21 protein-coding genes are annotated in these 26,848 nt (G+C 39.9%); 9 read left to right on the top strand and 12 right to left on the bottom strand.

Annotation, left to right across the window (positions count from 1 at the left end):
* Nucleotides 1-256: 256 nt before the first annotated feature.
* Nucleotides 257-1,261 (bottom strand): ornithine cyclodeaminase, encoded by a 1,005-nt coding sequence (locus tag HWV03_RS16270; protein WP_211676849.1) that lies wholly within the window; start codon nucleotides 1,259-1,261, stop codon nucleotides 257-259.
* 255 nt (nucleotides 1,262-1,516) lie between these two features.
* On the opposite strand from HWV03_RS16270, the gene HWV03_RS16265 reads away from it, so the two are divergent.
* On the top strand, nucleotides 1,517-2,137 hold the full coding sequence (locus tag HWV03_RS16265; protein WP_211676848.1) for a TetR family transcriptional regulator C-terminal domain-containing protein: 621 nt from the start codon (nucleotides 1,517-1,519) through the stop codon (nucleotides 2,135-2,137).
* Between the two features lie 37 nt (nucleotides 2,138-2,174).
* Here HWV03_RS16265 and HWV03_RS16260 read toward each other — a convergent pair whose 3' ends face one another.
* From HWV03_RS16260 to dapE, 3 genes are all read right to left on the bottom strand, one after another.
* Nucleotides 2,175-3,026 carry a dimethylarginine dimethylaminohydrolase family protein gene (locus HWV03_RS16260; RefSeq protein WP_211676847.1) on the bottom strand — a complete coding sequence of 284 codons (852 nt, stop codon included), beginning with the start codon at nucleotides 3,024-3,026 and terminating at the stop codon, nucleotides 2,175-2,177.
* 58 nt (nucleotides 3,027-3,084) lie between these two features.
* Nucleotides 3,085-4,029, bottom strand: a complete 945-nt coding sequence (ctlX, locus tag HWV03_RS16255) for a citrulline utilization hydrolase CtlX (protein WP_211672552.1) — start codon at nucleotides 4,027-4,029, stop codon at nucleotides 3,085-3,087.
* 395 nt (nucleotides 4,030-4,424) lie between these two features.
* On the bottom strand, nucleotides 4,425-5,561 hold the full coding sequence (dapE, locus tag HWV03_RS16250; RefSeq protein ID WP_211676846.1) for a succinyl-diaminopimelate desuccinylase: 1,137 nt from the start codon (nucleotides 5,559-5,561) through the stop codon (nucleotides 4,425-4,427).
* A 347-nt stretch (nucleotides 5,562-5,908) separates the two neighbouring features.
* On the opposite strand from dapE, the gene HWV03_RS16245 reads away from it, so the two are divergent.
* Complete coding sequence (locus HWV03_RS16245) at nucleotides 5,909-6,298, top strand: diacylglycerol kinase (RefSeq protein WP_211676845.1); 390 nt, start codon at nucleotides 5,909-5,911, stop codon at nucleotides 6,296-6,298.
* A gap of 156 nt (nucleotides 6,299-6,454) precedes the next feature.
* Nucleotides 6,455-8,305, top strand: coding sequence for an LTA synthase family protein (locus tag HWV03_RS16240; RefSeq protein WP_211676844.1), 1,851 nt, complete (start codon nucleotides 6,455-6,457; stop codon nucleotides 8,303-8,305).
* Nucleotides 8,306-8,386: 81 nt separating this feature from the next.
* Here the strand turns inward: HWV03_RS16240 and HWV03_RS16235 are convergent, their stop codons facing one another.
* Nucleotides 8,387-8,743, bottom strand: coding sequence for an ArsC family reductase (locus HWV03_RS16235; RefSeq protein ID WP_211676843.1), 357 nt, complete (start codon nucleotides 8,741-8,743; stop codon nucleotides 8,387-8,389).
* Between the two features lie 255 nt (nucleotides 8,744-8,998).
* Between HWV03_RS16235 and HWV03_RS16230 the strand changes: the two genes are divergently transcribed.
* The 5 genes from HWV03_RS16230 to HWV03_RS16210 all read left to right on the top strand — a co-directional run bounded on the left by HWV03_RS16230 (nucleotide 8,999) and on the right by HWV03_RS16210 (nucleotide 16,371).
* A complete protein-coding gene (locus tag HWV03_RS16230) occupies nucleotides 8,999-10,348 on the top strand; it encodes a sigma-54-dependent transcriptional regulator (RefSeq protein ID WP_211676842.1) in 1,350 nt (449 codons plus the stop codon).
* A gap of 403 nt (nucleotides 10,349-10,751) precedes the next feature.
* On the top strand, nucleotides 10,752-11,774 hold the full coding sequence (locus HWV03_RS16225) for a TAXI family TRAP transporter solute-binding subunit (RefSeq protein WP_211676841.1): 1,023 nt from the start codon (nucleotides 10,752-10,754) through the stop codon (nucleotides 11,772-11,774).
* 64 nt (nucleotides 11,775-11,838) lie between these two features.
* Nucleotides 11,839-13,974, top strand: a complete 2,136-nt coding sequence (locus tag HWV03_RS16220; protein WP_211676840.1) for a TRAP transporter permease — start codon at nucleotides 11,839-11,841, stop codon at nucleotides 13,972-13,974.
* A 38-nt stretch (nucleotides 13,975-14,012) separates the two neighbouring features.
* The gene (gene lhgO / locus HWV03_RS16215) at nucleotides 14,013-15,293 is read left to right on the top strand and encodes an L-2-hydroxyglutarate oxidase (protein ID WP_211676839.1); all 1,281 of its coding nucleotides are present in this window, start codon (nucleotides 14,013-14,015) and stop codon (nucleotides 15,291-15,293) included.
* Nucleotides 15,294-15,333: 40 nt separating this feature from the next.
* Nucleotides 15,334-16,371 (top strand): phospholipase A, encoded by a 1,038-nt coding sequence (locus tag HWV03_RS16210; protein ID WP_211676838.1) that lies wholly within the window; start codon nucleotides 15,334-15,336, stop codon nucleotides 16,369-16,371.
* A gap of 35 nt (nucleotides 16,372-16,406) precedes the next feature.
* Here the strand turns inward: HWV03_RS16210 and HWV03_RS16205 are convergent, their stop codons facing one another.
* From HWV03_RS16205 to HWV03_RS16180, 5 genes are all read right to left on the bottom strand, one after another.
* Nucleotides 16,407-18,440 carry a sensor histidine kinase gene (locus HWV03_RS16205; protein WP_211676837.1) on the bottom strand — a complete coding sequence of 678 codons (2,034 nt, stop codon included), beginning with the start codon at nucleotides 18,438-18,440 and terminating at the stop codon, nucleotides 16,407-16,409.
* Nucleotides 18,441-18,732: 292 nt separating this feature from the next.
* Entirely contained in the window at nucleotides 18,733-20,001 is a 1,269-nt protein-coding gene (locus HWV03_RS16195) for a lipase family protein (protein ID WP_211676836.1), read from the bottom strand.
* Nucleotides 20,002-20,364: 363 nt separating this feature from the next.
* Entirely contained in the window at nucleotides 20,365-22,782 is a 2,418-nt protein-coding gene (locus HWV03_RS16190) for a bifunctional diguanylate cyclase/phosphodiesterase (RefSeq protein WP_255546878.1), read from the bottom strand.
* 348 nt (nucleotides 22,783-23,130) lie between these two features.
* A complete protein-coding gene (locus HWV03_RS16185; protein ID WP_211676834.1) occupies nucleotides 23,131-23,547 on the bottom strand; it encodes a VOC family protein in 417 nt (138 codons plus the stop codon).
* A 52-nt stretch (nucleotides 23,548-23,599) separates the two neighbouring features.
* Nucleotides 23,600-24,217: an NADPH-dependent FMN reductase gene (locus HWV03_RS16180; RefSeq protein WP_211676833.1), complete on the bottom strand. Its 618-nt coding sequence runs from the start codon at nucleotides 24,215-24,217 to the stop codon at nucleotides 23,600-23,602.
* A 197-nt stretch (nucleotides 24,218-24,414) separates the two neighbouring features.
* On the opposite strand from HWV03_RS16180, the gene HWV03_RS16175 reads away from it, so the two are divergent.
* Nucleotides 24,415-25,065 carry a helix-turn-helix transcriptional regulator gene (locus HWV03_RS16175; RefSeq protein WP_211676832.1) on the top strand — a complete coding sequence of 217 codons (651 nt, stop codon included), beginning with the start codon at nucleotides 24,415-24,417 and terminating at the stop codon, nucleotides 25,063-25,065.
* Nucleotides 25,066-25,139: 74 nt separating this feature from the next.
* Here HWV03_RS16175 and rsuA read toward each other — a convergent pair whose 3' ends face one another.
* Together rsuA and HWV03_RS16165 are read right to left on the bottom strand one after the other, a co-directional pair.
* Nucleotides 25,140-25,829, bottom strand: coding sequence for a 16S rRNA pseudouridine(516) synthase RsuA (gene rsuA, locus HWV03_RS16170; RefSeq protein ID WP_211672537.1), 690 nt, complete (start codon nucleotides 25,827-25,829; stop codon nucleotides 25,140-25,142).
* 300 nt (nucleotides 25,830-26,129) lie between these two features.
* Nucleotides 26,130-26,729 carry an FMN-dependent NADH-azoreductase gene (locus HWV03_RS16165; protein WP_211676831.1) on the bottom strand — a complete coding sequence of 200 codons (600 nt, stop codon included), beginning with the start codon at nucleotides 26,727-26,729 and terminating at the stop codon, nucleotides 26,130-26,132.
* Nucleotides 26,730-26,848 lie beyond the last annotated feature (119 nt).

Below are 26,848 nucleotides of genomic sequence, written 5' to 3'. Positions count from 1 at the left end.
TGACTTGAAAGTCAGTATTTACGCGGGTCTAGACAGTGTTTAACTTTTTTTAAAATAATGAAAATAATTTTTAAGTGAATTAGGGCCATATTTTAAACAGGAGAATGTAATCGCTTGTTAAACAAAAAAGACCAAAACCCCAACGGCATTACAGTGCTTACCGTGGGTGTTTTGGCCAAAGGCTTATCAACTATTAATAACGACCAACTAGCCGCGACAGACTAGGGTGCTGTTTTTTTAACAGGGTATATACCGTTTATAGTAACGAGAATAAGTTTTTCACATCATCCAGTTCAGGGATCAATTCCATTTCGCTGCCGATGTTATGTTGCTTAGCTAGCTTGTAGATCAAACGTAGTACTGAGTAATCTTCCAATGCAAAACCTACTGAGTCATACAAGATAGTGCCGTCTGTAGCAACGTTCAGTGTTTTTTCGCCTTTCACAATTTCGTGTAGTTCAGTACAGGTAAAGTCAGGACCCAGTTGTTGGATCTCACCTTCAACGCGTGATTGTGGTAGGTATTCAACAACAATCGTTGCACTTTCTACTAACTCTTTTTCAATTTCTGTTTTACCAGGGCAATCACCGCCAAGACCGTTAATGAATACGTCTTTGCTGATCATGTCCTTGGTTAATACTGTTTGGTATTTCTTGTCTGCTGTACATGTGGTAATTAAATCAGCACCTTGAACCGCTTCTCTTGCGTCTTTACATGGTGTTAGGCGAATGTCGAAACGCGCCATGTTCTGTGCAAATTTACGCATTGCTGCAGGATCTGTATCAAAGTAACGTACTTCTTTTAAATCAAAGATGAACGAGTATGCTAAGAATTGGAATTCACTCTGTGCGCCAGTACCGATTAACGCTAATACTTCTGAATCTTTTTTTGCTAGATGCTTGGCAGCCATTGCTGATGTTGCAGCCGTTCTGAAACCTGTAAGCAGAGTCATTTCAGAGAACATAAGCGGTTCGCCAGTCTCAGTTAACGATAGTTGACCTGTCGCCATTACTGTCATTTTGTTTTGCGCTGGGTTTTTTGGGTGGCCATTTACATATTTAAACGAGTACATTTCAGCATTAGAAATCGGCATTAATTCGATAACACCATCGTCAACATGGTTGGCAACACGTGGACATTTATCAAAGTCGTGCCAATTTTTATAATCTTCAGTCAATGTATCATTAAGCTGTGCAAAAAAGTCTTGGTAGCCAACTTTCGCAATTACCGCTTTAATATCTTTTATCTCTAAAACAATCATGGTGATCCTTGTTAAATTCCGTCTAAGGTAAAAGAGAAAAATCGAATTTTTCCATTACATTCATGATTACAATAATCAATGAGTGGTTTATCTAATACGTTTAATAATGAGATACACATCAGTTATGTGCATCGGGTTAAGTGCTATTATTATTCGGTTTAGCTTAATAAATTGCCAGCATCACGCCCTAGGGGTATGATTAATTTTCGTCGAATAGACTCACCTTATACTTAAATACGGATTAAATACCTGCCTATGCCAGCGAAAGGAACGAAAGGTAAAAACCGTAAACAAGAGTTAATCAATGCCACACTTGATTGCATTGCTAACGAAGGTTTACAAAAAACCACTGTACGTAATGTGGCTGAATATGCGAACGTGACCAACGGTCTGATCCGTTTTTACTTTTCCGGTAAAGACGAACTGATCCGTGCGGCGTATTCGGCATTACTCGAGATTATGTACGTCAATGCTAGGTGCGACATTAACGACCAAGACGTTTGCGCCAAAACTCGATTACAGCATTTTATTCAAGCGACTCTATCAGAGCCTATCGTGTCACCACGTACCGTATTGTTATGGGCCAATTTCTTGCCGATGACGTACATCGACCCTGAAATGGCTGCCATTCGTACTAATGAATATGCTAAAACAACCAAAATTTTAGAACCGTTAATTCGTGCTGCATTAGCCACCGAAGACATTTCAGTTGATCATCATGAATGTGAAGTACTAGCCATAAAAATCAATGCATTAATTGATGGTTTATGGTTAGAAGGCAGCATGGCCTCGTACAAATTCAAAGATAATGAACTGGTCAATATCGGTATCGACAGTGCGTCTTCGATCTTGTCAATTTCGTTAGAAAAAATTTAACGCAGATCTTATAGAATACACACTGCCGTCTTAATTTTTAGTGACGTTCTAATGGGAACGTCATGCAGTGTGGACCACCGCCGGTTTTCAAAATCTCGGTAGAGTGCAGTTCAAATACAGTGAAACCACGTTCGCGTAATTGCGCGTTTACAGCTGTATTTGCACTTAACGAAATAATGCGCTTGTTACCCAATGCTTGTAGATTACAGAAGTGCTTAAACACCCCTTCTTCTTCAATTTTAATCAGGTCATAGCCCGTTTCATCAAGGTAGTTTTTGAATTCTTGTGGTAAACCGTCGTAATAAGTCACGGCAGTCTTTTCACCGACAATATTAAAGATCATGTCGAGATGTAGGTATTCTGGTTTCGAGTTAACCGAAATAATCGTATAACCTAATGGTTCAAGCTGTTCACGAATACTTTGGATGCCTTTTTCATCAGAACGCTGTAACGTACCAATGGCTAAGGTCTTTTCATCCAGCTGCCAGAAGTCACCGCCTTCTAATACACCTTCATGACAAGTGGCAATGATTGGTACACCAAGCTCGGCGAGTTTTTCTGCATACAGTAGGCTTTCTGCGTGGCGAATTTCTTCTTTAAAACGGCCTAGTACATAACCTTCTTTGATGTTGAAACCAAAGTCACGGGCAAATACTTGACTTGATAAATTTTCAGTCGGCGTAAGTACTTCGACATTAATGCCGTTTTTCTCGTAGATATCAATCAACTGTTGGTGTTCTCTTAGGCATTTTTGTTGATCAATCTGTTCGCCTTTCTCTAACCAATCTTCAGCAATTTTGTTGATTGGTGAGAGATTCAGGTAAGTAGGAGAGCAAAGTAATACTTGCTTCAATTCACCTGTCGCTGATTTTACATAACTGGTTTCCATAACCTTTTCCTTTTCCATAAGCCATATCTTCTATATTTTGTTACTGCTAAATGTGTTTTTACGTTCGTGGGCTTAAGTGGATCCCTGCGATCATGCAGCGGATCGAACCACCTGCTAACTCAATAGTTGGCACGCTAAAACTGAGTATCTTTGAATGTTGTTCGATGCGTGAAATTTGCTCGGTTGTTAAAGCATCTCTCGCTCGTTGTGACATAACCAAGTGGCTACTGCCATTGCCTGTGAGTTCGATAGCATTACCAGCAAAGTTATCAACTTGGTCAAAGCTCAGTTCAATTACTGCAATGCCTGATTCTTCTAAACGCTGTCTAACCGCTTCGCGACGTGCTTCATTTGGGATCATGTCCAAACAAATAAGGGCGTATTTAGAGCCAACACACATCATCACATTGGTATGATAAATCGCAGTGCCTGTAGCATCAGCCGTTTCAAACGCCATTGGCTCGTATTGGAACGTGGTACAGAAGCGTTCAAGGATCACTTCGTTAGAACGGTTTGATTTAGCTGTGTAGGCGATCCGATTAACGTTATCTAATACCATCGCGCCAGTGCCTTCAAGAAACAGGTTATCCCACTCTAAACCAGAGAAGTCGATAACATCTTGTACGCGGTAATTGGCTTTTAACATTTCAATAATGTCACTGCGACGTTCACGTCGGCGGTTTTGTGAAAACATTGGGTACAATGCAACATGACCACCACTGTGGGTCGAGAACCAGTTATTCGGGAATACTGAATCTGGGGTTTCTTTTTCCCCAAAGTCATCAAATACGTGGACGTTGATGCCATTTTCGTTTAATCCTGCTACGACGATATCAAATTCGTTTTTTGCTTGTAGTGATATGCCAGTGCGATCTAACTCAAGTGAGTCTTGCTCATCGAGTCCGGTTTTTTGAAATGCATTATCAACTGCGGTTTCTGGATTCGAGAAAAATTTCCACGGTCGAACCATTACAACTGAATTTGGCGCTTGGATTAAAGCCATACAACTTCCTTTTATTAAAACAATATCATTAACAAATTATTCATTCTGCAAAACTATGCAACTGCATAAACAATATGCCAGAGATTGATTAAAGTCAATTAACGGAGAGTATGAGAACACCATTTCACTGCACTGAAAAATGCCTCTATGAGTATATGAAATGTGTTAATGTATTGTAAATACTGAGTTTTACTGTTTGTTAATAAATTATAAAATTTGTTATGGAATGTGATGGGGTTATCGGTTTTTTATATGGTTACTAGCGGATGATATGAGGGTATTTAGGTGATAACTGGGTAGAATACAGGTTATTATTTCATAAAAAATTCATGTTGACGGAATAAATGATGGCTTATTAGGGTGATAACAAGCCATCATTTTGCTAGCGTTAATTGTTATTGTGCGAGTAGCTTAACCAGCGTTTGCTCGTATATTTCCGCTAATTGCTCAATATCTGTAATCTTCACACATTCATTCACTTTGTGAATGGTCGCGTTTACAGGGCCTAATTCGACAACTTGTGCACCCGTTGGTGCGATGAAGCGACCATCTGATGTACCACCTGATGTCGACAGCTCTGACGCATAGCCACATACATCCTGGATTGAATCAGTAATAGCATTTAGCAAGTTGCCTGGTTCTGTTAAGAAAGGCTGGCCACTGTGGATCCAGCTGATCTCGTAATTTAAACCGTGTTTTTCGAAAATGCCTTCAATGCGGTATTTGATTAGATCCGCAGTCAGCTCGGTAGAATAACGCAGGTTAAACTGACAAGTTGCTTCACCTGGTACGATATTACTTGCACCTGCACCACTACGGATGTCGGTGATTTGTAAGGTTGTAGCAGGGAAGTAGTCATTACCTTGATCCCAAACCACTTGGCTTAGTTCAGATAATGCAGGCGCGAGTTTATGAATTGGATTTTCGGCAAGGTGTGGGTAAGCCACGTGACCTTGAATACCTTTCACGACGATGTCGCCAGTTAAAGAACCGCGACGACCATTTTTAACAATGTCACCGACTTTGTTGGTGCTTGATGGTTCACCCACAATACACCAGTCAATTTTTTCGTTACGCGCTTCTAAAGTATCAATCACACGCGTTGTGCCATTGATGAACGGGCCTTCTTCATCACTGGTGATCAATAATGCAATTGAACCTTGGTGATCTGGGTGTTCGTTCACGAAGTCTTCGACAGCGACTAAGAATGATGCGATAGAACCTTTCATGTCTGCTGCGCCACGACCGTGTAAATAGCCATCAATAATAGTGGGTACGAACGGGTCGGTATCCCAATCTTCGATTTTACCTACTGGTACAACGTCGGTATGACCGGCGAAGCAAAATACCGGAGCTGTGGTACCGCGACGAGCCCAAAGGTTAGTCGTGTCTTCAAATACCATGGTTTCGATAGTGAATCCGAGGTTTTCAAGGCGTTCGATGATCATTTGCTGACAACCGGCATCTTCGGGTGTCACTGATTTACGACTAAGTAGATCTTTGGCAAGTTGTAATACTAAACTGTCTGACATGAGTAATTCCTTTTTACAGCATATTTTGAGCACAGGCTTACTGTTGAGGCCAGCGCTGGAAATTCTTTGATGTTTGCCCTTGGAGGTTGAAATCCTCTAGTATTGTGAACATAAATAGAGATCATAATTATTGACCAAGAGTTATTAGATTGAGTATTAGTTTACTTAATATTTAACCGAAAACAACCTAAAGATACACTTGAAATTACCAGTTAACCAATCAAAATTACACGCTATTTCAACGCTATATATCACAGCATCCTTACTGTAAATTCTTGCAATATATAATAGTATCGTAGTATTCTAATTTAGATTACTATTTCAAATAAATTAGGGTATGAGAATCAATGAATAAGACCGAAGTGGGTAAGAACGCAGGTAAACCTGGGTTTACAGGATTGACGCGTATTATTAAAGCAACCGGGTATTCATTTCAAGGATTACGAGATGCATTTAAATACGAATCGGCAATAAGACAAGAGTTACTATTACTGATTATTTTAACTCCCGTTGCCCTGTTATTAAATGTAAGTAATGTTGAAAAAATATTATTGATTGCCCCTTTAGTTTTAGTGTTTATTGTTGAATTATTAAATTCAGCTATTGAAGCCGTTGTTGATCGTATTGGCTCAGAACATCACATATTAAGCGGTCGTGCTAAAGATATTGGATCTGCAGCCGTATTTGTTAGCTTGTGCCTAACGGCATTTATTTGGTTTATGATTGTATTTCTATAATAATTAGCTGACGTTATAATTACCATTGATTGTCACATCTTTAATTTTAAATAGTGCAATTATCTATTATTTCATGATAATGTTCTGAAAATTAATTAAATATAAGTGTATATGTTCAAGGTAAAGAAGTCGATTTCAGTGGCGGTATTATTGTACGTGGGTCAATTACTGGCTTTAGTTATGGTCGCCTATAGCACATCCCGACTGTGTTTTTATTTGTATAATCAAAGTGGGTGGGATGGACAAAGTTCAGCCGATATATTTAAAGCTTTTATTCATGGTTTAAGATTTGATTTATCAGCTTTAATGGCGATCAACGCATTATTAATTATAGTTTTATTGTTGACATCTTTTTGGTTTGAATTTAAATCACGTCATATGAATATTATTCGTGGATTGTTTTGGATTTTCAATCTACCTATGTTGCTAATTAATTTTGCTGATATCATTTACTACCCTTTTAGCGGGCGGAGAAGTGGTGTAGAAGTTTTTGATTATATGAACGATTTTTCAGAACAGTCGGGGCAGATTATTCAGCAGTATAGCGGTATGGTAGCCGCTTTAATCATATCATGCGTTCTGGTTATACGATTTTTCAAACCTAAATATATACAAATATCGCTTACGCGTATCAAGTACCTCTTTGTTATTTTAGTTTCTTTTATCATTATCATCGTTAGTATTCGTGGTGGTTTGCAGCGTAAACCGTTGTCGCTATATCACTCGATGGGCTGGTCGTCATCAGAATTATCAGATCTTGTATTGAATACGCCTTTTACCTTGATAAGGAAAAAGCCCTCTAATATTCAGCGCAAAGACTGGTTTGTCAGCAAACAAGAAGCCTTTAATATTGCACAACCGGAATCATTTCAGCTGACTCAAGATTTACGCAGGCAGCAAAATGTTGTCGTGATTATTTTAGAAAGTTTTGGCTTGGAATATGTTAAAGATTTACCTGGAAGGAAAAGCTATACTCCTTTTTTAAGATCATTGGCTGAAAAGGGCTTATATTTTGAAAATGGTTTTGCTAACGGACGGATCTCTATTGACTCGATTCCTTCAATTCTAGCTGGTTTGCCTGCACTAATGGATCGAACTTTTGTTCGCTCACCATATAATTCAAATAAGTTATATCCATTACCAAAAATATTACATAATTATGGCTATACGAATATGTTTTTCCATGGTGGAAATAATGGATCTATGTATTTTGATGTCATGGCCAGTCAATTTGGTTTTGATGAATATTATGGTCGTAATGAATATAATGATGACAGTGACTTTGATGGCAAATGGGGTATTTTTGATGAACCATTTTTACAATTTACTGCACAGAAACTAAATCAAGCCGTTCAACCTTTCTTTTCTACCATTTTTACCATTAGTTCACATAATCCTTATACATTACCAAAAAAGTATGAAAGCATTATTCAACCGGGTCAAATACCGATGCACCGTGTTGTGCGATATAGTGATTTAGCGTTAGAGAAGTTTTTTTCACAAGCACAAAAAATGCCTTGGTTTGAAAATACTTTATTCGTGATAACAGCGGATCATACGTCAGATAATTATGAAAAGGCATTCTCGTCAAAAATAGGAAAACATCGTATTCCTATTATTTTGTATAGCCCATCAGGCTTGGTTCCGCAGAAAAAATCGAAAAAAATAGTTCAACAATTAGATATACCGGTAACGGTATTGGATTATTTAGGTATTGCAGCACAAGAGACTAATAAACTTTCACCTTTTGGGCGCAGTATGTTGAATGACGATGCGCCAGGTAAGGCTTTATTTTATGAAGATAGTTTATATTGGTTAATCAGCGGAAATTCTTATACGACGTTAGATCAACGAGGATTACATTCTGTGACAAAGGTTTTAGATGAGCCTTTCCTTAACGTGCCTGATAGTAACAATTCATCACAATCCGATTTACAACAGCTAAAAGCAAATTTACAGATGTATAATAATGGATTGATCGATGATAAGTTTTATCTAAATATGTAAGGTTGTACTCAGAGGATATCTTAACGGTATATAAAACACTGAACGTAAAAACGTTCAGTGTTTTCTTTTAATGGTTTCAGATTAAGTATTGATACCATAAATAGCAGCATACTCATCAGCTTTAAAACCCAGCGTTAATGCACCATCGACATCTAGGATTGGACGTTTGATCATGGCAGGTTGTTCAATTAACAGTTCGATAGCGGTGGCTTCTGTTAGATCTGCTTTTTGCTCATCGGTTAATTTACGGTAAGTTGTGCCACGTTTATTCAGTACTTGTTCCCAGCCAAGTGTTTCACACCAACTGATCAGTTGTGCTTTATCTAAGCCATTAACGCGGTGATCGTGAAATGTGAATTCCAGTTCGTTTGCTTCTAACCATTTTTTGGCTTTCTTAATGGTGTCGCAGTTTTTAATTCCGTACATCACAGTCGTCATTTCAATTCCTATTTTCGTGGTTTTTTTCTTTAAACATTATATCGCCAGTATATACCTAAGTTACTTCAAGATGCTATATCACAGATAAGCAGGAATATCAGAATAAGGCGCAATATGTAGATAATTGGTCGTATAAAACGAAATTAGGTCTGTGGATCCGCTATGTCTGGAATTTGCGAGCTAGCTCCTTTTCAATCGACACTGTTTTTCTTACCCTGTCTGCATTGTTTATTTATACAAGGACGTAGATTATTTATGTCACAACAATCAGTTATTCAAGTCGCTTTAATTGAAGATGATGAGATTGTTCGTTTGGCGATTAGTCAACGACTACAGCTAGCTGGCTATGATGTTATTGAATGTGCAGATGGCGAGTCGGCATTAAGCCTTATACCAACAGCCTTTCCAGGTATCGTGATTTCTGATGTGCGTTTACCTGATATTTCTGGCTTAGCGTTGTTACCGAAATTATTGGCTAACAACCCTGAAATGCCGATTATTTTGATGACGGGTCATGGCGATATCAATATGGCTGTGAATGCATTACGTGATGGTGCCTTTGATTTCTTGGAAAAGCCTTTCGATCCCGATAAATTAATTGAAACTGTCGGTTGTGCAATTGAAAAACGCCAGTTACAACTTGGTGCGAATAAGCGTGAGGAATACTTACAGCAGGCACAAGGTTTAGATCAGATCCTGATTGGATCTAGTCCGGCTATGGTGGAGTTACGCCAACAACTGGTTAAAATTGCCAAGATAGATACCAACGTCATTATCTATGGTGATACCGGTTGTGGTAAAGAACTGGTCGCCGATTGCTTACATAAAGTGAGTGCACGCTTGAAAGGAGACTTTGTTGCTTTAAATTGTGCCGCTATTCCTGAAGCATTATTTGAAAGTGAGCTATTCGGTCATGAAGCGGGTGCCTTTACTGGCGCAATAAAAAAGCGAGTGGGTAAGCTAGAATATGCTGATAAAGGTACACTATTCTTAGATGAAGTAGAAAGTATGCCTATTAACATGCAGATCAAGATGCTACGTATTTTACAAGAACAGGTTATAGAGCGTGTCGGTGGGAATAAATCGATTGCGATTGATATACGTGTGATTGCCGCAGCCAAAGAAAGCTTGAAAGACAATCAAGCATTTCGCCAAGATCTTTTCTATCGCTTGAACGTTGCCCAGTTATATTTACCCCCATTGCGTGAACGCGGTGAGGATATTTTGTTGTTATTTGAGCACTACATTAATCTAGCCTGCATTAATGCTAAACCGTTATCTGGTATGGATGAAAAAACCTTATTGGCGTATGGCTGGCCTGGTAATGTGCGTGAGTTGATTAATGTAGCGACCCGTTTCGCGTTAGATGAGTCGTTAACCGTAGCTGATATTTTAGTGACTAAACCGCTTTCAGTTATTGATACTAGCGCTAGCGAGTTGTCACTCGCAATGCAAACTCAAAACTTTGAGAGGAAGGTCATTGCTGAAGCGTTGAGGTTACATAAAGGCAGTATCATCGAGGTAATGGATATACTTGATTTACCACGCCGTACTTTAAATCAGAAAATGCAAAAGTATGACCTGCATCGAGCGGACTATATTTAATCAAAGTGGCAATATCTTGCTTATTGCCATTTATTTATCCTACCTATCTCATTTCACATAACTCATTACGGCTTTTCCATTACCTCTTTAGTATGTGTTTGTTGCCTGCTTATATTATATTTTAAACTCGTATTATAAATGGAACATGTTTTTATATTGTTAATGTGATGTTTATCTCCTTACTGTGGCTATGCGCTATTTCTTGCTTATCAAAAATCGCCATATAGGCATGATCTTGCTTATCTATCGTCATATTTAATATTTTAATTATAGTTAACAATAGCTTAACTTTGTGGCATTGTTGTTGCTACATGTCATTCATAAAGGAAGTGATGACATTGCCTTGTGCTGATAAACGATATGCAATGCAATTTTTATAACAATAAAACAACAAGGAAAGACCATGTTTAAAGGAATGTTAAAAAAATCATTATTAGTAAGTAGTGTACTGCTTAGTTTGGCAGCGACCTCTGCAATTGCAGAAGAGAAGCGCAGTTATATTTTAGCGACTGCATCGACGGGAGGCACTTATTATCCAGTGGGTGTCGCACTCGCGACGTTGAGCAAGATTAAACTTGAGCCTAAATACGGCTTCTCATTAGCAGCTATTAGCTCTGCGGGTTCGGGGGAAAATATAAAATTGCTGAGTGATGATGAAGCGCAATTTGCCATTCTACAAGGTTTGTATGGTGCATGGGCTTGGCAGGGGGAAGGGCAATTCAAACAAACTGGTCCACAAAAAGACTTACGCTCAGTCAGCATGCTATGGCAAAACGTGGAGCATTTTGTTGTGCGTAGCGCGTTAGTTGAAACGGGTACAATGAGTGATCTTCGCAATTTAAAAGGTAAAAAATTCTCAATTGGTAAGAAAAATTCGGGTACTGAGCACTCGGGCCGTCAGATCATGAATGGCGTTAAGGTAGATGTAAATAGCTTTAACCTTGCGTATTTAGGCTATAGCTCAAGCACCGATGCCATGCAAAATGGTGCGATTGATGGCATGAATATTCCAGCGGGTATGCCAGTAGGTGCGATTACGCGTGCATTTGCTGCGATGGGTGATGATATCTCATTATTGCAATTTACTGACGAACAAATTAAACAAGCAAACAGCGAGTATCCGCTGTGGACTAAATTTACGATCCCTGCAAATACTTACCCAAGTCAAAGCAAAGCCGTGACGACGATTGCTCAGCCTAATTTCTTAGCAGTACGTGATGATGTATCTGAAGAAGATGTGTATCTATTAACCAAAAATATCTATGAAAACCTACCTTTCTTAAACAGTATCCACAAAGCAACGAAAGCGATGGCTGTCGATAAAGCCATTAAAGGCTTGCCAGTACCATTACATCCTGGTGCTGTGCGTTATTACCAAGAAATCGGCTTAACAATTCCTGCAGAATTGCTACCAGCTGCACTGTAACAAACAACATTAAATATTGATAAGGACTGCTGTCGTGATGGCAGCAGTCAACAAGGAGTTTGTTATGGACAAGCAGGTCGAAGAAAAATTAGAACAATTTGAGTCAGTTACCCGCACTGATTTTCCCTGGGTAACCGCGTTTATATCAGGGTGTGGTGTCGTGTTGTCGATATTACACATCTGGTTTAATACGTTTGCAACGATCCCTGAATTATGGGCTTCAGCGACTCACTTTGCTGGGTTTTCCGTTATTTGTGCACTTTGGTATCCAGCACATAAAAATTTAAAAAGCAGTAAGTTGGCACTTGGTGTTGATATCATTATTGCGCTTGCGGCACTTGCTTGTTTAGCATATATCCCCTTTGCTGAGGATGCGTTGTATGCACGTGGCGTGCGCTTTGTTACCAGTGATTGGGTATTTTCAATCATGGCTATTATCATTGTATTGGAATTGATCCGCCGTACTATTGGTTGGTTTATTCCAATGCTAATTATGATTTCATTGACCTATGTGGTGTGGTGGGGTCAGTTAGTACCAGGTATGTTCCATTTTCCTGGTTTAAGTGTCGAAACATTATTGTATCGTAGCTTTTATAGCTCAGAGGGTATGTTTGGAGCAATCTCGCGTATCAGCTGGAGCTTTGTATTCATGTTCATTTTGTTTGGTGCTTTTTTAGTGCGTTCGGGTGTGGGTGATTATATTATTAACCTTTCTCGTGCGGCGGCAAACAAGGTGATTGGTGGACCTGGTTTTATTGCCGTATTGGCCTCTGGACTAATGGGATCTGTATCTGGATCAAGTGTGGCGAATACGGTCTCGACAGGTGTTATTACCATACCACTTATGCGTAAAGCTGGTTTCCCTGCTCGATTTGCTGCTGGTGTTGAAGCCGCTGCATCAACGGGTGGGCAAATCATGCCGCCAGTGATGGGGGCGGGTGCGTTTATTATGGCCTCTTATACGCAAGTTCCTTATGTAAATATTATCGCGGTATCGGTTGTACCTGCGCTAATATATTTTCTTTCTGTTGCATTTTTTGTTCGAATCGAAGCGAAGCGCAGCAACATCCAACAAGTCACCGCCTCTGACGATTCATTCTCAAAAGTGTTTTTAGCGGGTTGGTATAACTTAATTCCACTCGGTGTATTGGTTTTTTTATTAGTCTCTGGATTTACCCCAACTTATTCTGCGGGTTTATCCATTATTTCAGTGGTTGTTGCATCTTGGTTTTCACCCAACAAAATGGGGGTTAAAGCGGTATTCGAAGCCTTAGAACAAGGAGCTCGTAATATGGCGACGACAGCGGTATTACTGGTTGGTATCGGCCTTGTCGTTAATGTCATTAGTACGACAGGCGTTGGAAATACTTTTTCGTTAATGATCAACGAATGGGCGGGTGGTAGCTTGATGCTGATGCTAGCCTTGATTGCGTTGGCGTCATTAATCCTTGGCATGGGCTTACCTGTGACAGCGGCTTATATTGTGTTAGGGACACTATCGGCACCTGCACTCTATACGCTATTAGCAGAAAGCCAATTAATTCAAATGTTAATGGATGGGCAACTACCAGTACAGGCACAAGGCATATTCATGCTCGCTGCACCGGACCAAATGGCAGCATTAACGCAGCCTATGTCGCAGGTTCAAGCTGAAACCTTATTAAGCTTAGTACCAGTTGATTTTATGGGCACCTTGTTAGAGCAAGGGTTAGGGCTAGAACAAGTAGCGTTAGCCTTGTTATCTGCTCACTTAATTATCTTCTGGTTATCACAAGACAGTAACGTCACGCCGCCTGTTTGTTTAACTGCATTTGCCGCGGCGACAATTGCAGGTACACCGCCAATGCGTACAGGTTTAACAGCATGGAAGATCGCGAAGGGACTTTATCTAGTACCGATTTTGATGGCTTATACCTCACTCGTGAGCTGGGATGTGATGACGGTTATCACAGTAGGTTTTTTTGCCATCATAGGTACTTATGCCTTTATAGCTGGTATCGAAGGTTATTTAGAAAGTGAACTGAATATTTTCTTACGTGGTTTGTCCTTATTACTGGGCTTAGCAATGACATGGCCTGATTTACCGTTAGTAGTGAGAATTGTTGCAATACTGACTTTTGTTGGTTTATTTATTTACACTAATCGCCGTTATAAACCTGTTGTGACGACTCCTGCAGTCGCTGCTGTTGCTGTTTATTAAGGTAAAGATAGGGTAAAGATAAGGTAAGGACAATGAAAATGACTTTTACTACACGGGGTTCTGATAATAGCGTTTATGATTATATTATTATCGGTGGCGGTATTGTGGGTGTATCAACTGCGTGGCAATTACAGCAGCGAGAGCCTGAAAAACGGATATTATTAATCGAAAAGGAAGGCAAGTTATCACAACATCAAACGGGGCATAATAGCGGTGTGATCCATGCTGGGGTTTATTATGAGCCGGGGAGTATGAAAGCTAATTTTTGTAAGGAGGGCGTTGCTGCTACGAAAGCATTTTGTAATAAGCATGCTATTCCCGTTGAAAATTGCGGCAAACTTTTAGTCGCAACCAATGCATTGGAATCACTACGAATGGAAACGCTTTATAAACGCTGCCGTGATAATGGCATCGACGTTGAATTATTAGATGCAGCGGGACTCGCTGAAAAAGAGCCTAATATTACAGGGTTCGGCGCTATCTTTGTCCCTTCAACCAGTATCGTTAATTACCGCTTAGTGACGGAGAAAATGGCGGAAGAGTTCTGTGTGCTCGGTGGTGAGATAGTTATGGATACTGAGGTGACTCACTTAATCGAAAAAAGTGATCACATTGACGTACAGTGCCACCAACAAATTGCATTGGGGAGCTCACTCGAGAACCGTGATTATGTCGCCAAATTTTTAATTACCTGTTCTGGCTTAATGGCGGATAGGGTGACTAAGATGCTGAATATTGATACCGAATTTCAAATCATTCCATACCGGGGTGAATACTACCGTTTACAGTCTCAGCATAACAATATTGTGAATCATTTGATTTACCCCATTCCTGATCCTGAATTGCCATTTTTGGGGGTACATTTAACCCGCATGATTGATGGTTCGGTGACGGTAGGTCCGAATGCGGTACAAGGATGGAAGCGAGAAGGTTATGGTAAAGTAAATATAGATTTACGTGATATTTGTGACATGATTAGGTTTCCTGGATTTTGGCGAGTGAGTGCAAAAAATTTAAAAACAGGGTTAATTGAAACCAAAAATTCGTGGTGGAAGCCGGGTTACTTAAAACTCGTCAATAAGTACTGCCCGATATTGAAGGTGAAGGATTTGGAAGACTATCCTGCGGGTATTCGTGCACAAGCGGTATTGAAAGATGGCAGCCTAGTGCATGACTTCTTATTCGCAGAAAGTCCACGCAGTTTACACGTTTGTAATGCACCATCGCCTGCAGCAACGTCTGCGATCCCAATTGGTGATTATATTTGTAATAAAGTACGTGATAAGTCCCTAACGCTGGTATCAGATGCATATTATTAAGTATATTATATGTCTAACTGGATATTCGAACTAATCAAAAATGGAATCAATTTTGCAACGATTAAACTATAAAAACCTCTGTTTAATGTCTCTCATTCTTTCTTTTAGTTATCAAGCAGAAGCTGCAACAGAAAGTGAGTGTATTGAAAAGCAAGTCGCTAATAGTGCTGCAGAAGTTACATTAGGAGAGATAAGAACGATATGTAAAGCGCAACATAGCCTCGAAGAAGACGGTTCAGTCATTATCCGCGGTAAAAAAGTGAAAGCAGGGCTACTGACAAAGCGAAATATTGAAGAGCGTCAAAATGACACATCTGAATTTGTACTCACTCCACACAGAATGAACTATATTCTACCTGTTTATAGTACTAATCAAATGAACCCTGAAGCCTATCGTACTCTAAATTCCCTTGGCGACGGCTATAAAAAAGTCGAATCTAAATTTCAATTAAGTCTGAAACTGCCGTTAAGCTATAGTTCATTATTCGTTGAGGGTGATCGCATTTATGCTGGTTTTACCCTCGAGGCTTGGTGGCAAGTTTATGCGAAGGAAATTTCAAGTCCCTTTAGAGAAACGAATTATAGACCTGAAATATTTTATGTCGCGCCATTAGATTGGCACCCTAATGATGCTAATACGACAGTCACGGTTGGGTTTGAGCATCAATCCAATGGCCGTGCTGGATCATGGTCTCGTTCATGGAATCGTGTTTATACCGAGTTTATTTATGAGCAGGGTAACTTAGTGTGGGGTGTTAGGCCTTGGTATCGTTTACCTGAAGATGCTAAAACGGATCCGACTAGCCCTAATGGTGATGATAATCCGGATATTACAGACTATATGGGACATGTTGAGTACAGTATCGGTTATGCTTTTGGGAAATATGAATTGAGTGCCGAAATGCGCCAGAATTTTTCAACGAATAAAGGCTCTGTAAAGTTAAACTTAACAACGCCTTTATATGGCAAGCTGAAAGGCTATTTCACTATATTTAATGGGTATGGTGAAAGCTTGATTGATTATAATCACAGTCAAACTCGTTTCGGTATCGGGGTCGCGCTTAATAATTTGTTTTAAGGGGAGATCCCCCTAATCTCGGAAGTTGTTACCGATTAATAGCTACTACTGGCCTGAAGCGAGAGTGTAAAGGTCATTCCTGCTTGATGCAGGTTGTTATGAGTCGTGATTTCACCTTGCATATCGCGCATGATATTGGCGGTTATTGCGAGGCCGAGCCCAAGCCCTTCGCCGATTTTTTTGCTGGTATAAAAAGGTTCGAATAAATGTGCTAACGCGTCATCATCCACGCCTGAGCCATTATCAGTGACCTTGATGTAAATAATGCCTTTAATTAAACTTGCGTTAATGAATAATTGTGGCTGTGAAGTATGTTGCATCGCTGCGGCTGCATTACTGATTAAGTTTGCAAATACTTGATGTAATCGATGCGGCTCAGCTAAGACTTGTGGCAGAGAGTCAGGCACATCAACCTTAATATCAATACTGGCTAGTTTAGACTCTTGGAGCGTGAATACCTCTGTTAATATGTCGGTTATTGACGTTGCAATTAAGCGCTCAGGACGATTGAAGGCAAATACTTTAAGCTGTGCCGTCATCGATAACATACGTGTAACGAGCTTATCGATTAAAGCCATGTTGGAACGCAGTACCTTGGTATTCCCTTGCTCCAAAAATAACATATTACTTGATAGTAAGGTTCTGATGCCAGTGAGTGGTTGATTTAACTCGTGGTTGATTGCGCTGGACATACGACCGAGAGCAGCCATCTTACTGCTTAGCAATAATTCTTCTTGGGCAGTGTAAAGTTTTGCAGTTGTCTCTTGTACTCGCGTTTCCAGTTGTGCATTGGCTTGTGAAAGTGCGTGTTCTGCGCGTTTACGTTTGCTGATATCAACAAATGTCATTAGCGAACCACGCTGTTGTGACCAAGCTAGTGGGGTGATAGACAGTAACGCGGGAAAGCTATGTCCCTGATGATTATGCGCGAAAACTTCAATGCCGGTCAGGGTTGGAATCACTGATAGATCATTTAATTGTTCGATGATTTTTTTATTATCATGTTGTTGGCTGAGTAGCTGGCTCGCATATAAGCTTTTGTCATCATCATTGTTCAACCCAAAATAATGCATTGCGGTTGGATTAATATAACTGATACTGCGATCGTCATTCAGTAAGACTAACCCGACATTCGTCCCTGTAATCATCTGTTTTAATGCGGCTTTCGAATAGAGTTTTTGCCTACGTTCATGGCGGTATAGTAGAATTGACAGTAATAGTGACATTAAAATAGCGGTAATAAATCCGGCTATATCAACGGTTTTATATAGATTACTTAAGGGTGTTAGGTAATAAATATGCCACTTTAGATCGTCCAGTTGAACTTGCTGCACTTGATAATCGTTATTATTAATTTTCCAGTGAAAGATATTCGCGTCATTGCTGAGTTGGCGAGCTTTAATACCGTTCGTTCCTCGCTTATTCATTTCTGTCGCCGAAATCTGTGGATGACTAGACAAAAAGAACTGGTCTTTAGTATTACTAATGAGAATAAATTCATTGGCGGCAAGCCAAGGTTCACTTAATGCGGTTAAGTCGACTTCAATAACTGCAATTCCAATCAGTTTGCCGTTGTGGTTGATCGGTAAACTTAAATAATAATTAGCCGTGCCATTGGCAATATAGCTGGATGTTAATACGCCTTTGTCATTATCTAATTCACCGTTTTTATTACGTAGATTAGCGGTAATGTTTGCCGCTTTATGCGCATCCCAATTGGCATTATGGCGGCTCGATATTAATAGCGAACCATCCGGTTTAAGTAAATACCAGCCCTTGGTATTGGCCGCTTTATCAAACTGCGTTAATGTGCGTTTCAGCGGTGTCATTGACGCTTGGGCGTTAGTGAGCACTGCAGTGACACTTTCTTGTTCTGTTATAAGGTAGGGAAGGTATTTGTAGCTAGCGAGTACTCGTCGAATATCCACTACGTAGGTGAGTAATTGGTTTTCCGCTTGTTCACGAGCGGAGTCTAAAAGCCAATCTCGACATATTTCACGTACTGTGAATGTTGTTGCTATCACGCAGCCTAAAATGACACTGGCTATAATTTTAAACTTATTTGACACTCGACATTCACCACAACAGAAAACACAGTTAAGTTAACAATTTATCGTCCATAAAACTGGACCTGTAATCACATTTAACCTTATTAACACGCTCCTTCTCCATATTAATGTTCTTCAATTAAGTGGGGGTTTGTAGGTTTAAGTATAATAGTGGGGCTAATACAGCAGGCATATCTAGTCTTACCGCAAAAATGGCGACCAAAGACGATGTGATTACAGCGTCTGTGGTTGCTGATTTAAGCCGTGAGTTTGATGTTATGCCAAGCTATTATATTGATTGGTTTCAAGTCAATTAATTTGTATGATCCCAAATATTAACTGATTCTGTTAAGCCTGCGCCAAGTGTGGCGTCAGGAGTGATATAAACATGACTGTCCTTGTTGGCTGCGGTTACTTGACCGTTTGCCAGTGGCATTAAGATGTCGTTAATAAATGGCGTTAAGTAATGGCTGTCGGCTGGGTTTAAACCTGCGGCTTTCGGGAAATAAATCATGTTTTCGTTATGACGGCCCGACATAGTCGCGACTGGATCTTTTTCTCGTACCATATTAATCACGTTGTTGTAACGCATTTTATTGGCAAACGCATGAATGTATTTTTCAATGATACGCGTTGCTGGAGATGAGAACACCCGTGTTAAAACGCCAGTTCTCACGCCTGCATCAATCGCGGTATACGCACCAAGTGAGTGACCTGTGAGTACAATGTTATAGGTCTTTGCTGCTGACGATGCTTTATAACCACGGGTTAACGACGCTGTGTTAGCGGGGTATTGCGCTAGGATCTGTTGAGTAAACTGATATGCTTCAGCCTGCCAGTCTTCATCCGTTTCAGAGAGGTTAGCAAGCATGAGCTCGGCATCTTGCATCACATCATTACCACTGCTAGTACCTTTAAAGGAAATAATGATTTCTTCTTTTAGGTTTTTACTTGGCACTGCAGGTACTTTAATCGCCACACCGTGAACACCGCTATCACCCGCATAAGTTGCAATAATATTCAGCTCGGCGCTGTTGGAATCGACCATTAATTGCTGGAATGTTGCGTTGTCAGTAAATGAGAAAGGATCTGCCCCTTGCTCTGTGCTGTAGACATAACTTGATGCAAACGCATAACGCAGCATGTTGTTATACGCGACGGGTAATTCGGTATTGTTGATTGCTAGCGCATCAGCTTCGGTTATGACTGGGTATTCAAAACCGTAAGAATTGTTTGAAGCAAAATAAGTGATATTGCTAATAAATTCGTCGGAATACTTGTTGACTAGCGTATTACTACACATGCTGGTTAATACACTGTGTACTTGCTCAGAAGTGACTGGTACTGAATCAATGGCTTTCACGATAAAGTAGTTTTCGGTATCGGCATTATAACTATTGTCTTTCCAGTAACCGTCAAGTTTCAAGTATTGGTTGTTAGGGTTGACTGCCCATGATTTCTTAATTAAATCTGAGCGTGACGCGAAACTGTCTTTCACACCATAGCATTGTAAATAAGTGCTATCGAGGGCAAAACAGTTAAAACTAAGTGCAGATATTAGTAGTGTAAAAATAGTGCGCATTTGTAGCTCCAAGCATTATATATCGTAATCGAACAACTGTTATTGACGATTTCGAATGTTAATTAATTGTTATTGGATTTGAAGGCTATCGCATTTGTTTAATGTTTTTTTCAGCGTAGATCACGTTATCACTTAATATCACGTCATTTCGTGACACATGGTCCCATATGTGATCACTTTGTGATCTTGGTGTGTGGTTGAGCTTACAGGTGTGACTCATGCTGGTGTTGGTTTTATATGTCGTGAATAAGGTAATTCTGGTGAATTGCTCTATTGGTGTGTTTTGGATGAATAAGACTAATTACAAGGAGGTAACATAAAGGGGTTTTGTTGCTTATGGTGTTTTCTTTCTGTTAGTCACTGCTACGAATCGGTAGAAGTATTCTCTGTATCCCACTCAGCTAATGGTTTCGGGCGAGAATAATAAAAACCTTGTGCATAACGACAGCCCAGTTGTTTTAAATGTTGAGCTTGTTCGGCGGTTTCGACACCTTCGGCAACAATTTCAGCATTGAACTTACTTGTCATCGTTGTAATAGCGGCCACGATAGCCGCGTGGCTTTCACTATTTAGCATTTGGCTGACAAAGGAACGATCAATTTTTAATGCATCAAACTGCAATTGAGTGAGGTAGGCAAGGGAGGAATAACCCGTACCAAAATCATCAATCGCAATCTGTATGCCTAAACTGCGTAATTGGCCAAGCAGTTGATTGGTGAGTAATGGTTGACTGACTAACCGCGATTCGGTTATTTCGAGTGTTAAATTGGCGGCGGGCAGTTGAGTGTTCGCCAAGATCTTTTTTACTGTTGAGATATAATCAGGGTGCAGTAATTCACGTACAGACATATTCACGTGTAACGCAAAGTTTACTGGCCACTGACCACGCTCTATTTGTGATTTAGTATCTGAACATGCCTGTAATAAGATCTGTTTGCCTATGTCGACAATCATCCCCGTGTCTTCTGCTACTGGGATGAAATCTAGCGGTGATACGATGCCACGAATTGGACTGTGCCATCGAACCAAGGCTTCTGCACCTGCAATTGTGTTGTTTGTTAGATCAATCACTGGCTGGTAGTACACGGCAAATTCATTGTTGGTGATCGCACGTTGTAAATCTGTGGTTAATCGGGTTTGCTCTTGCGAGGCTGTTATCATGTATTCTTGATAGTGACAACGCTGTATTTGTTCTTGTTTTACCGCGTAGGTTAATGCGAGACTTGAGTTACGTAGCCATTCATCCATGTCTATGTCGTGGAACTTACCACTCATTATGCCTGCGTTAGCGCCCACTAATACTTCTGTATCATTAATCGTGAAGGGGCGATTAAAGTCGGTTAATAGGTTTTCGGCAAACGCATGGCTGTGCTCTAGATCTTGGAAGTTCGGGGTGAATACGGCAAAAGTATCTTTATCAATACGGCTAATGGTTACGTTGTCTGCCACGTTTTTTTGTAAACGTGAGGCTATAGTAATAAGTAACTGATCACTCTTGTTTTGACCTAAGCTGTTATTGGTGTGACGAAATGAACGTAGTCCTAGCAAGACAAGGATACCTTGTTGTTGCGAAATCGGATTATTCAACTTTTCAACAAAGCCATCACGACTTAATAAGCCAGTAAGACTGTCAAACAGTAGTTGTTTATGTAATGTAGTAAATGAGCTTTCTAAACGGGATGACATCGATTTGAAGGTAGAAATAAGTTGGGTCGTCTCATGGAGTTTGATGTCTTCTCTAATCGTTACATCCCAGTTATTATGATCAAGTTGCTGTGATATTGCGGCAATATCCATAATGGGTTGGGTAATAATACGCAGTAAATATAAACCCATTAATAGGCCAAAAAAGGCCAGTGTCAGTGCGGCTACTAAACCTAAGCGTTGTTGATTCGGTAGCCCATCGAGTAATACATTTTCTGGTAAAGTAACGATAATAAACCATTGTAAATTATTGTTGCTGTAAGCGGTAATACGGCTAAAGTAACGAATACCATTTTGGTCAAATTCAAACGTCGCTGGCGCATGTTTATTCTGCAATTGTCTATTGGCAATATATAGACCATTAGCAGCAATAACAGCATTGTGACTTTCTTTTGCTTGGATGCGGTTATTATCATTATCTGTTAACGATGCTTTGAGTGAGCTCGCAATGAGTTTATTTTGATTATCAGTGATGTAAGTAATGCCTTTGAAATGGTGGTTTTCAGGTTCTATAAAATGAGACAAATGGCGAAGATTGATGTCAGTAGCAACGATGCCAACTAATGTGTCGTCATTTATTACTGGTGAAATACTGGAAATGGTAAAGGTATTTTTTTCATCGGCATTACTGTATATCTTCGCCCATCCTGCGGCTTTTTCTTTTGCGAAGGGGGCGTACCATGGTCGAATTGTTGGGTCGTAATTACTGATACTATAATCGACAATATCATCACTGCTCTCCCCATGATAAAACTCTAGCTCATAGTTAGTACGCTTATCTTGTAAAATCAACGAAACATCTTGATCTTCGTTTTTACGAAACCCGACATAATCTTTATTTTCACTACCAAATGAGATGGTACTGATTTGTTTTTGTTGATAGTAGATATCGCTGATAGCAGAGTGTAGATAATCTTCTACTTTGGTTAGATCTGATGCCTGGTAGAGTTGATTACGTTGAATATTGTCTGCGATAGCGAGCGTTGTGTCGAAAGGCTGCTCTAAAAAATGATCGAGATTAGTTTTAATATTTTCTGAGTATGAAGTTAGCAATTTAGCGCTAATCTTTGACTGCATTCTTTCGTAACTGTTATTTTGAACTAGCGTTATGATGCCAACTGTAAGTAAAAGCAATAATGTGAACGGTAGCATGACCGCACTACGGAGAGTGTGAAGTTTTGGTTTCATCATGACTGTATTGTGAGATCATTATGCCGCTTAATATTAGGCTCATAGTTACTTATTTTTTGATGTTATGCAAAGTTTCAGATTTATATTTAGAGGCTCATCACAAAACTGATAGTTAACATCACGAAACTATAATGGGTTTAACTTACCGTTATTAAACCGATTTAATAATTATGTATGCTTTTGTTTTGACTTAAGTGCGCTTATTACGCGTTAAATGAGCGCACTTAGTAGAGGTTAATAGCGATTTCTTAAATTGGGTACATCAGTATTATATTGTACAAACTCAACTTCGTACCCATTGGGGTCTAGGAAGTAAATATTTTGGCGATATTCATCGTCCATTCCATCTTTTGCAATGCTAAAACCGGCATCGGCTAGACGTTTTATAACGCCTGTAATATCGTCGGTAACATAGGCGAAATGAGCAAGACCTACTTGGTGCCCAGCTAAGTCGCGATTTTCACCGACACCGTTATCACCAAAAGCTAAATATTGATAATCATCACCAAAATGGATCCAGTTTCTTGGTTTTCCTGACCATTCTCCTTTGTCACCCCCACGCACTGACCAATGCGGAAATGCGGCACGATAAAAAGTGAGTGTTTCTTCGATGTCGCGTACGATTAAATTCACATGCTCAAGATGTATCATAATAATATCCTTTTATTGTTGTTATAAATATTGTTGTTATAAATATTTGTGCTTACATTGCGTAACTGTATTTTTCTTGCTGGGAATAAGGTTGCTGTTGTTGTAACTGACGAACTTGTCCTAATGCATGGCCGTATTGATGTAATGTATGCAGGCTGTAACCAATACGATGTCTAATACTGTCGTCACGTTCGCTGATTGGCATATTATCCGTACCTGCATTTAATACATCGCCTACGTTACGAATGATTAAGTGATCTGGTATCGCCACTAACTTATTATTTTTACAGCCATTCATTCTTAATTCGGCGATGGGATTCGCACCATTAATGCCACTGACAACAGAAACAAGTAGTGCCGGTTTATGTGCTGTTTCTTTATGCTCACACATCATTAAAAAGTTCTTCAAAATGGGTGTTGCCATCCCATCCCACTCTGGAGTGATTAGCACCAATGCATCTGCTTGCATTATTGCTTCACTGATCAGTGGCCAATCACAGCCTGGCGCTGATTTACTTTCATTATCACCATCCCAAAAGGGTAGTTGGTATTTACACAGCTCGATATGTTGAACTGTTTTAAATTGGTTTGCTGCGCTGGCGATGTAAGCCGCTACTTTTGCACTTTCAGAATGATGTCGCTGACTACCACTAATAATAACTAATTCCATGTTAAGTAAACCTTTTTATTTATTAATTATTTAATAAAGTAAACCCTTTACTTAAGATTGTAAAGGTCAAAGCTAAAATAAAGTAAATAAAAAAGTTTACTTAATATTTGTATCGGTAATAATACTCAGTATGAAAGCATCTGAAAGCATCTGAAGGCACGTCGAATGTGCCTGTCGTCAGGTAACGCGGAGTCAAAATGAAAGAAAAAACCAGTGAGAAAATTCTTAGCCTGTTAAAAGTTGAGGGTGCGTTGACCGCTAAAGTACTTGCTAGTGAATTAGGTTTAACGACCATGGGAGTACGCCAACATTTGCAAGCGTTGGAAGATGGCGGTGACATCAGCTTTGAAGATAAAAAGGCCGTGCGAGGTCGTCCAACCAGATATTGGTCACTGACAACGCAGAGTAATAGTCACTTTTCAGACCGTCACGAGGAACTCTCGGTACAGCTGATCGATTCAGTCAAAGTAATTTTTGGTGATGAAGGGCTTGAGCAACTTATCGCGCATCGAGAACAAATGTCATTGGCGCTTTATAGCGACAGGCTGGCGAGTAAACCCGATTTATTGGGTAAACTTGAAGCGCTAGCTGAGTTGCGCAGTGAAGAGGGCTACATGGCGACAGTGGTTGTTGATAGCGACATCGATGATAAAAATACTGTGTATTGGTTAATGGAAAACCATTGCCCCATTTGTGCAGCTGCATCGAGATGTCTTAATTTTTGCCGTTCAGAATTGAATTTATTTCAAACCTTGTTGGTCGGCATTGCGACAGTTGAGCGAGAAGAGCATATTGTCGAAGGAGCAAGGCGTTGTGCGTATAAAGTGACGGCGCTAGATAGTGAATAGATAAGTGTTCACGTCAATAAGTAAGCCCACATTAAGATGATGAATGTGGGCTTTTTCATTGTGTAACTAAACGATTAGATGCTTGCAGCTTCTTCATCTGTTAAGAAACGCCATTCACCTAGCTCTAGTGCAGGGTCTAGTACAATCGCACCAATCTGTTCACGGTGTAAACCTACAACGCGATTACCTTGGCTAGCAAACATACGTTTAACTTGGTGGTATTTGCCTTCTTGGATGGTAAGCAGTACTTCTTTTTCGCTTAAGATCTCTAATTTAGCAGGTAGGCAAGGTTTGTCTTCGCTACGCAGCTGGATACCGGCTTCGAAATCAGCTACTGCTGTTGGTGCAATTGGATCGGCAAGTTGAACACGGTAGCGCTTGTTGCACTCACGCTTAGGTGATGTAACGCGGTGTGACCATTGGCCATCATCGGTGATCAATACTAAACCAGTGGTATCAACATCAAGGCGACCAGCGATATGCAATTCGTCACGCTTGTCTGCTTCGATCAGGCTGATCACTGATTGGTGTTCTTCATCTACGGTTGAGCAAATTACATCTAATGGTTTATGCATCATGATATAACGCGGTGGGCGTTGGCTTAATGATTTACCACCAAACCAAACATCCATGTCTGCTGTTACTTTATGGTCTGCTTTACGTACAACTTCGCCATCAATTTTCACGTTGCTGCGTGCAATCTCACGCTTGGCAAGGGTACGGGTCAGGTTAGTACTTTGGCAAATAAACTTATCTAAACGCATTTATGTTCAACTTTTGTCATGGTGTTATAGGAATATATCCAAACGAGTCGGTAACCCGTTTGGATAGGTGGGCTGATTATCTGCCTTTTTCGCTATAAGCGCAAAGTATAGTGAACAATTAATACCCAAGCTACTTCAAAATGCACAATCATAAAACAGAAAAGTTAGTATATTCAATGTATTAAGTCAAAGATTTAGTTGTTCTAAATCAAGGCTTAATAACGCCGAAGATACCTTCTTTCGGCTTGTCCTACAGGAGGCTCGCTGATATAGCATTTTGAAGTAGTTTGGGTATACCCGTTAAGCACTCAGTAATTCGCTAATTCGTGTATCTGCGTTGTTTAATACATCATCTGCCGAGTTCATCGCTAGGCCTTCTGCAAAGATAAACTCGACTTCTGGTATACCGATAAACTTAAGTACTTGTTCTAACCAAGGCGCTTGAGTATCTGCTGGTGTGTTGGCATACATACCACCGCGGGTTGCTATCACATAAGTTTTTGGCATTTTCAGTAATGGTTTTGGGCCTTCTGATGTGTAGGCAAATGTCTTACCTGCACGTGCGATGTGGTCAATCCAAGCTTTCAGGGTTGAGGGTACACCAAAGTTATACATAGGAACGGCGATAATTAAGATATCACTGTTACTTACTTCATCAATTAATTGGTCTGATATTGCAGCCGCTGCTTGTTGTTCTATTGTACGCTCTGCTTCGGGTGTGTGGAACGCACTAAAAATAGCGTCGGTTAAGTGTGGAACTTGCGATACATTGAGATCTCGATAGGTGATTTGTTGCTGTTGAGCATTGTTCACATCTAATTCGTCGATTAGTTTTTTTGCAATCTTTGATGATGTTGAATTGCTGCCTTGCAGGCTACTGTCTATGTGTAATATTTTCATTTTTCGATTCCTCGTTTATGTTGTAGAGTAAGCTTACGGGAATTTAAAAATTAATTAACCGGGTAAATAAAATCTATATCATCGAAATTTTAGATGAATTAAAACAGCTATTTTATATA

Origin of the sequence: Moritella sp. 36 (assembly GCF_018219415.1) — a bacterium.
In the GTDB taxonomy this organism is placed as follows: domain Bacteria; phylum Pseudomonadota; class Gammaproteobacteria; order Enterobacterales; family Moritellaceae; genus Moritella.
This window is presented reverse-complemented; position numbering and strand designations above follow the sequence as displayed.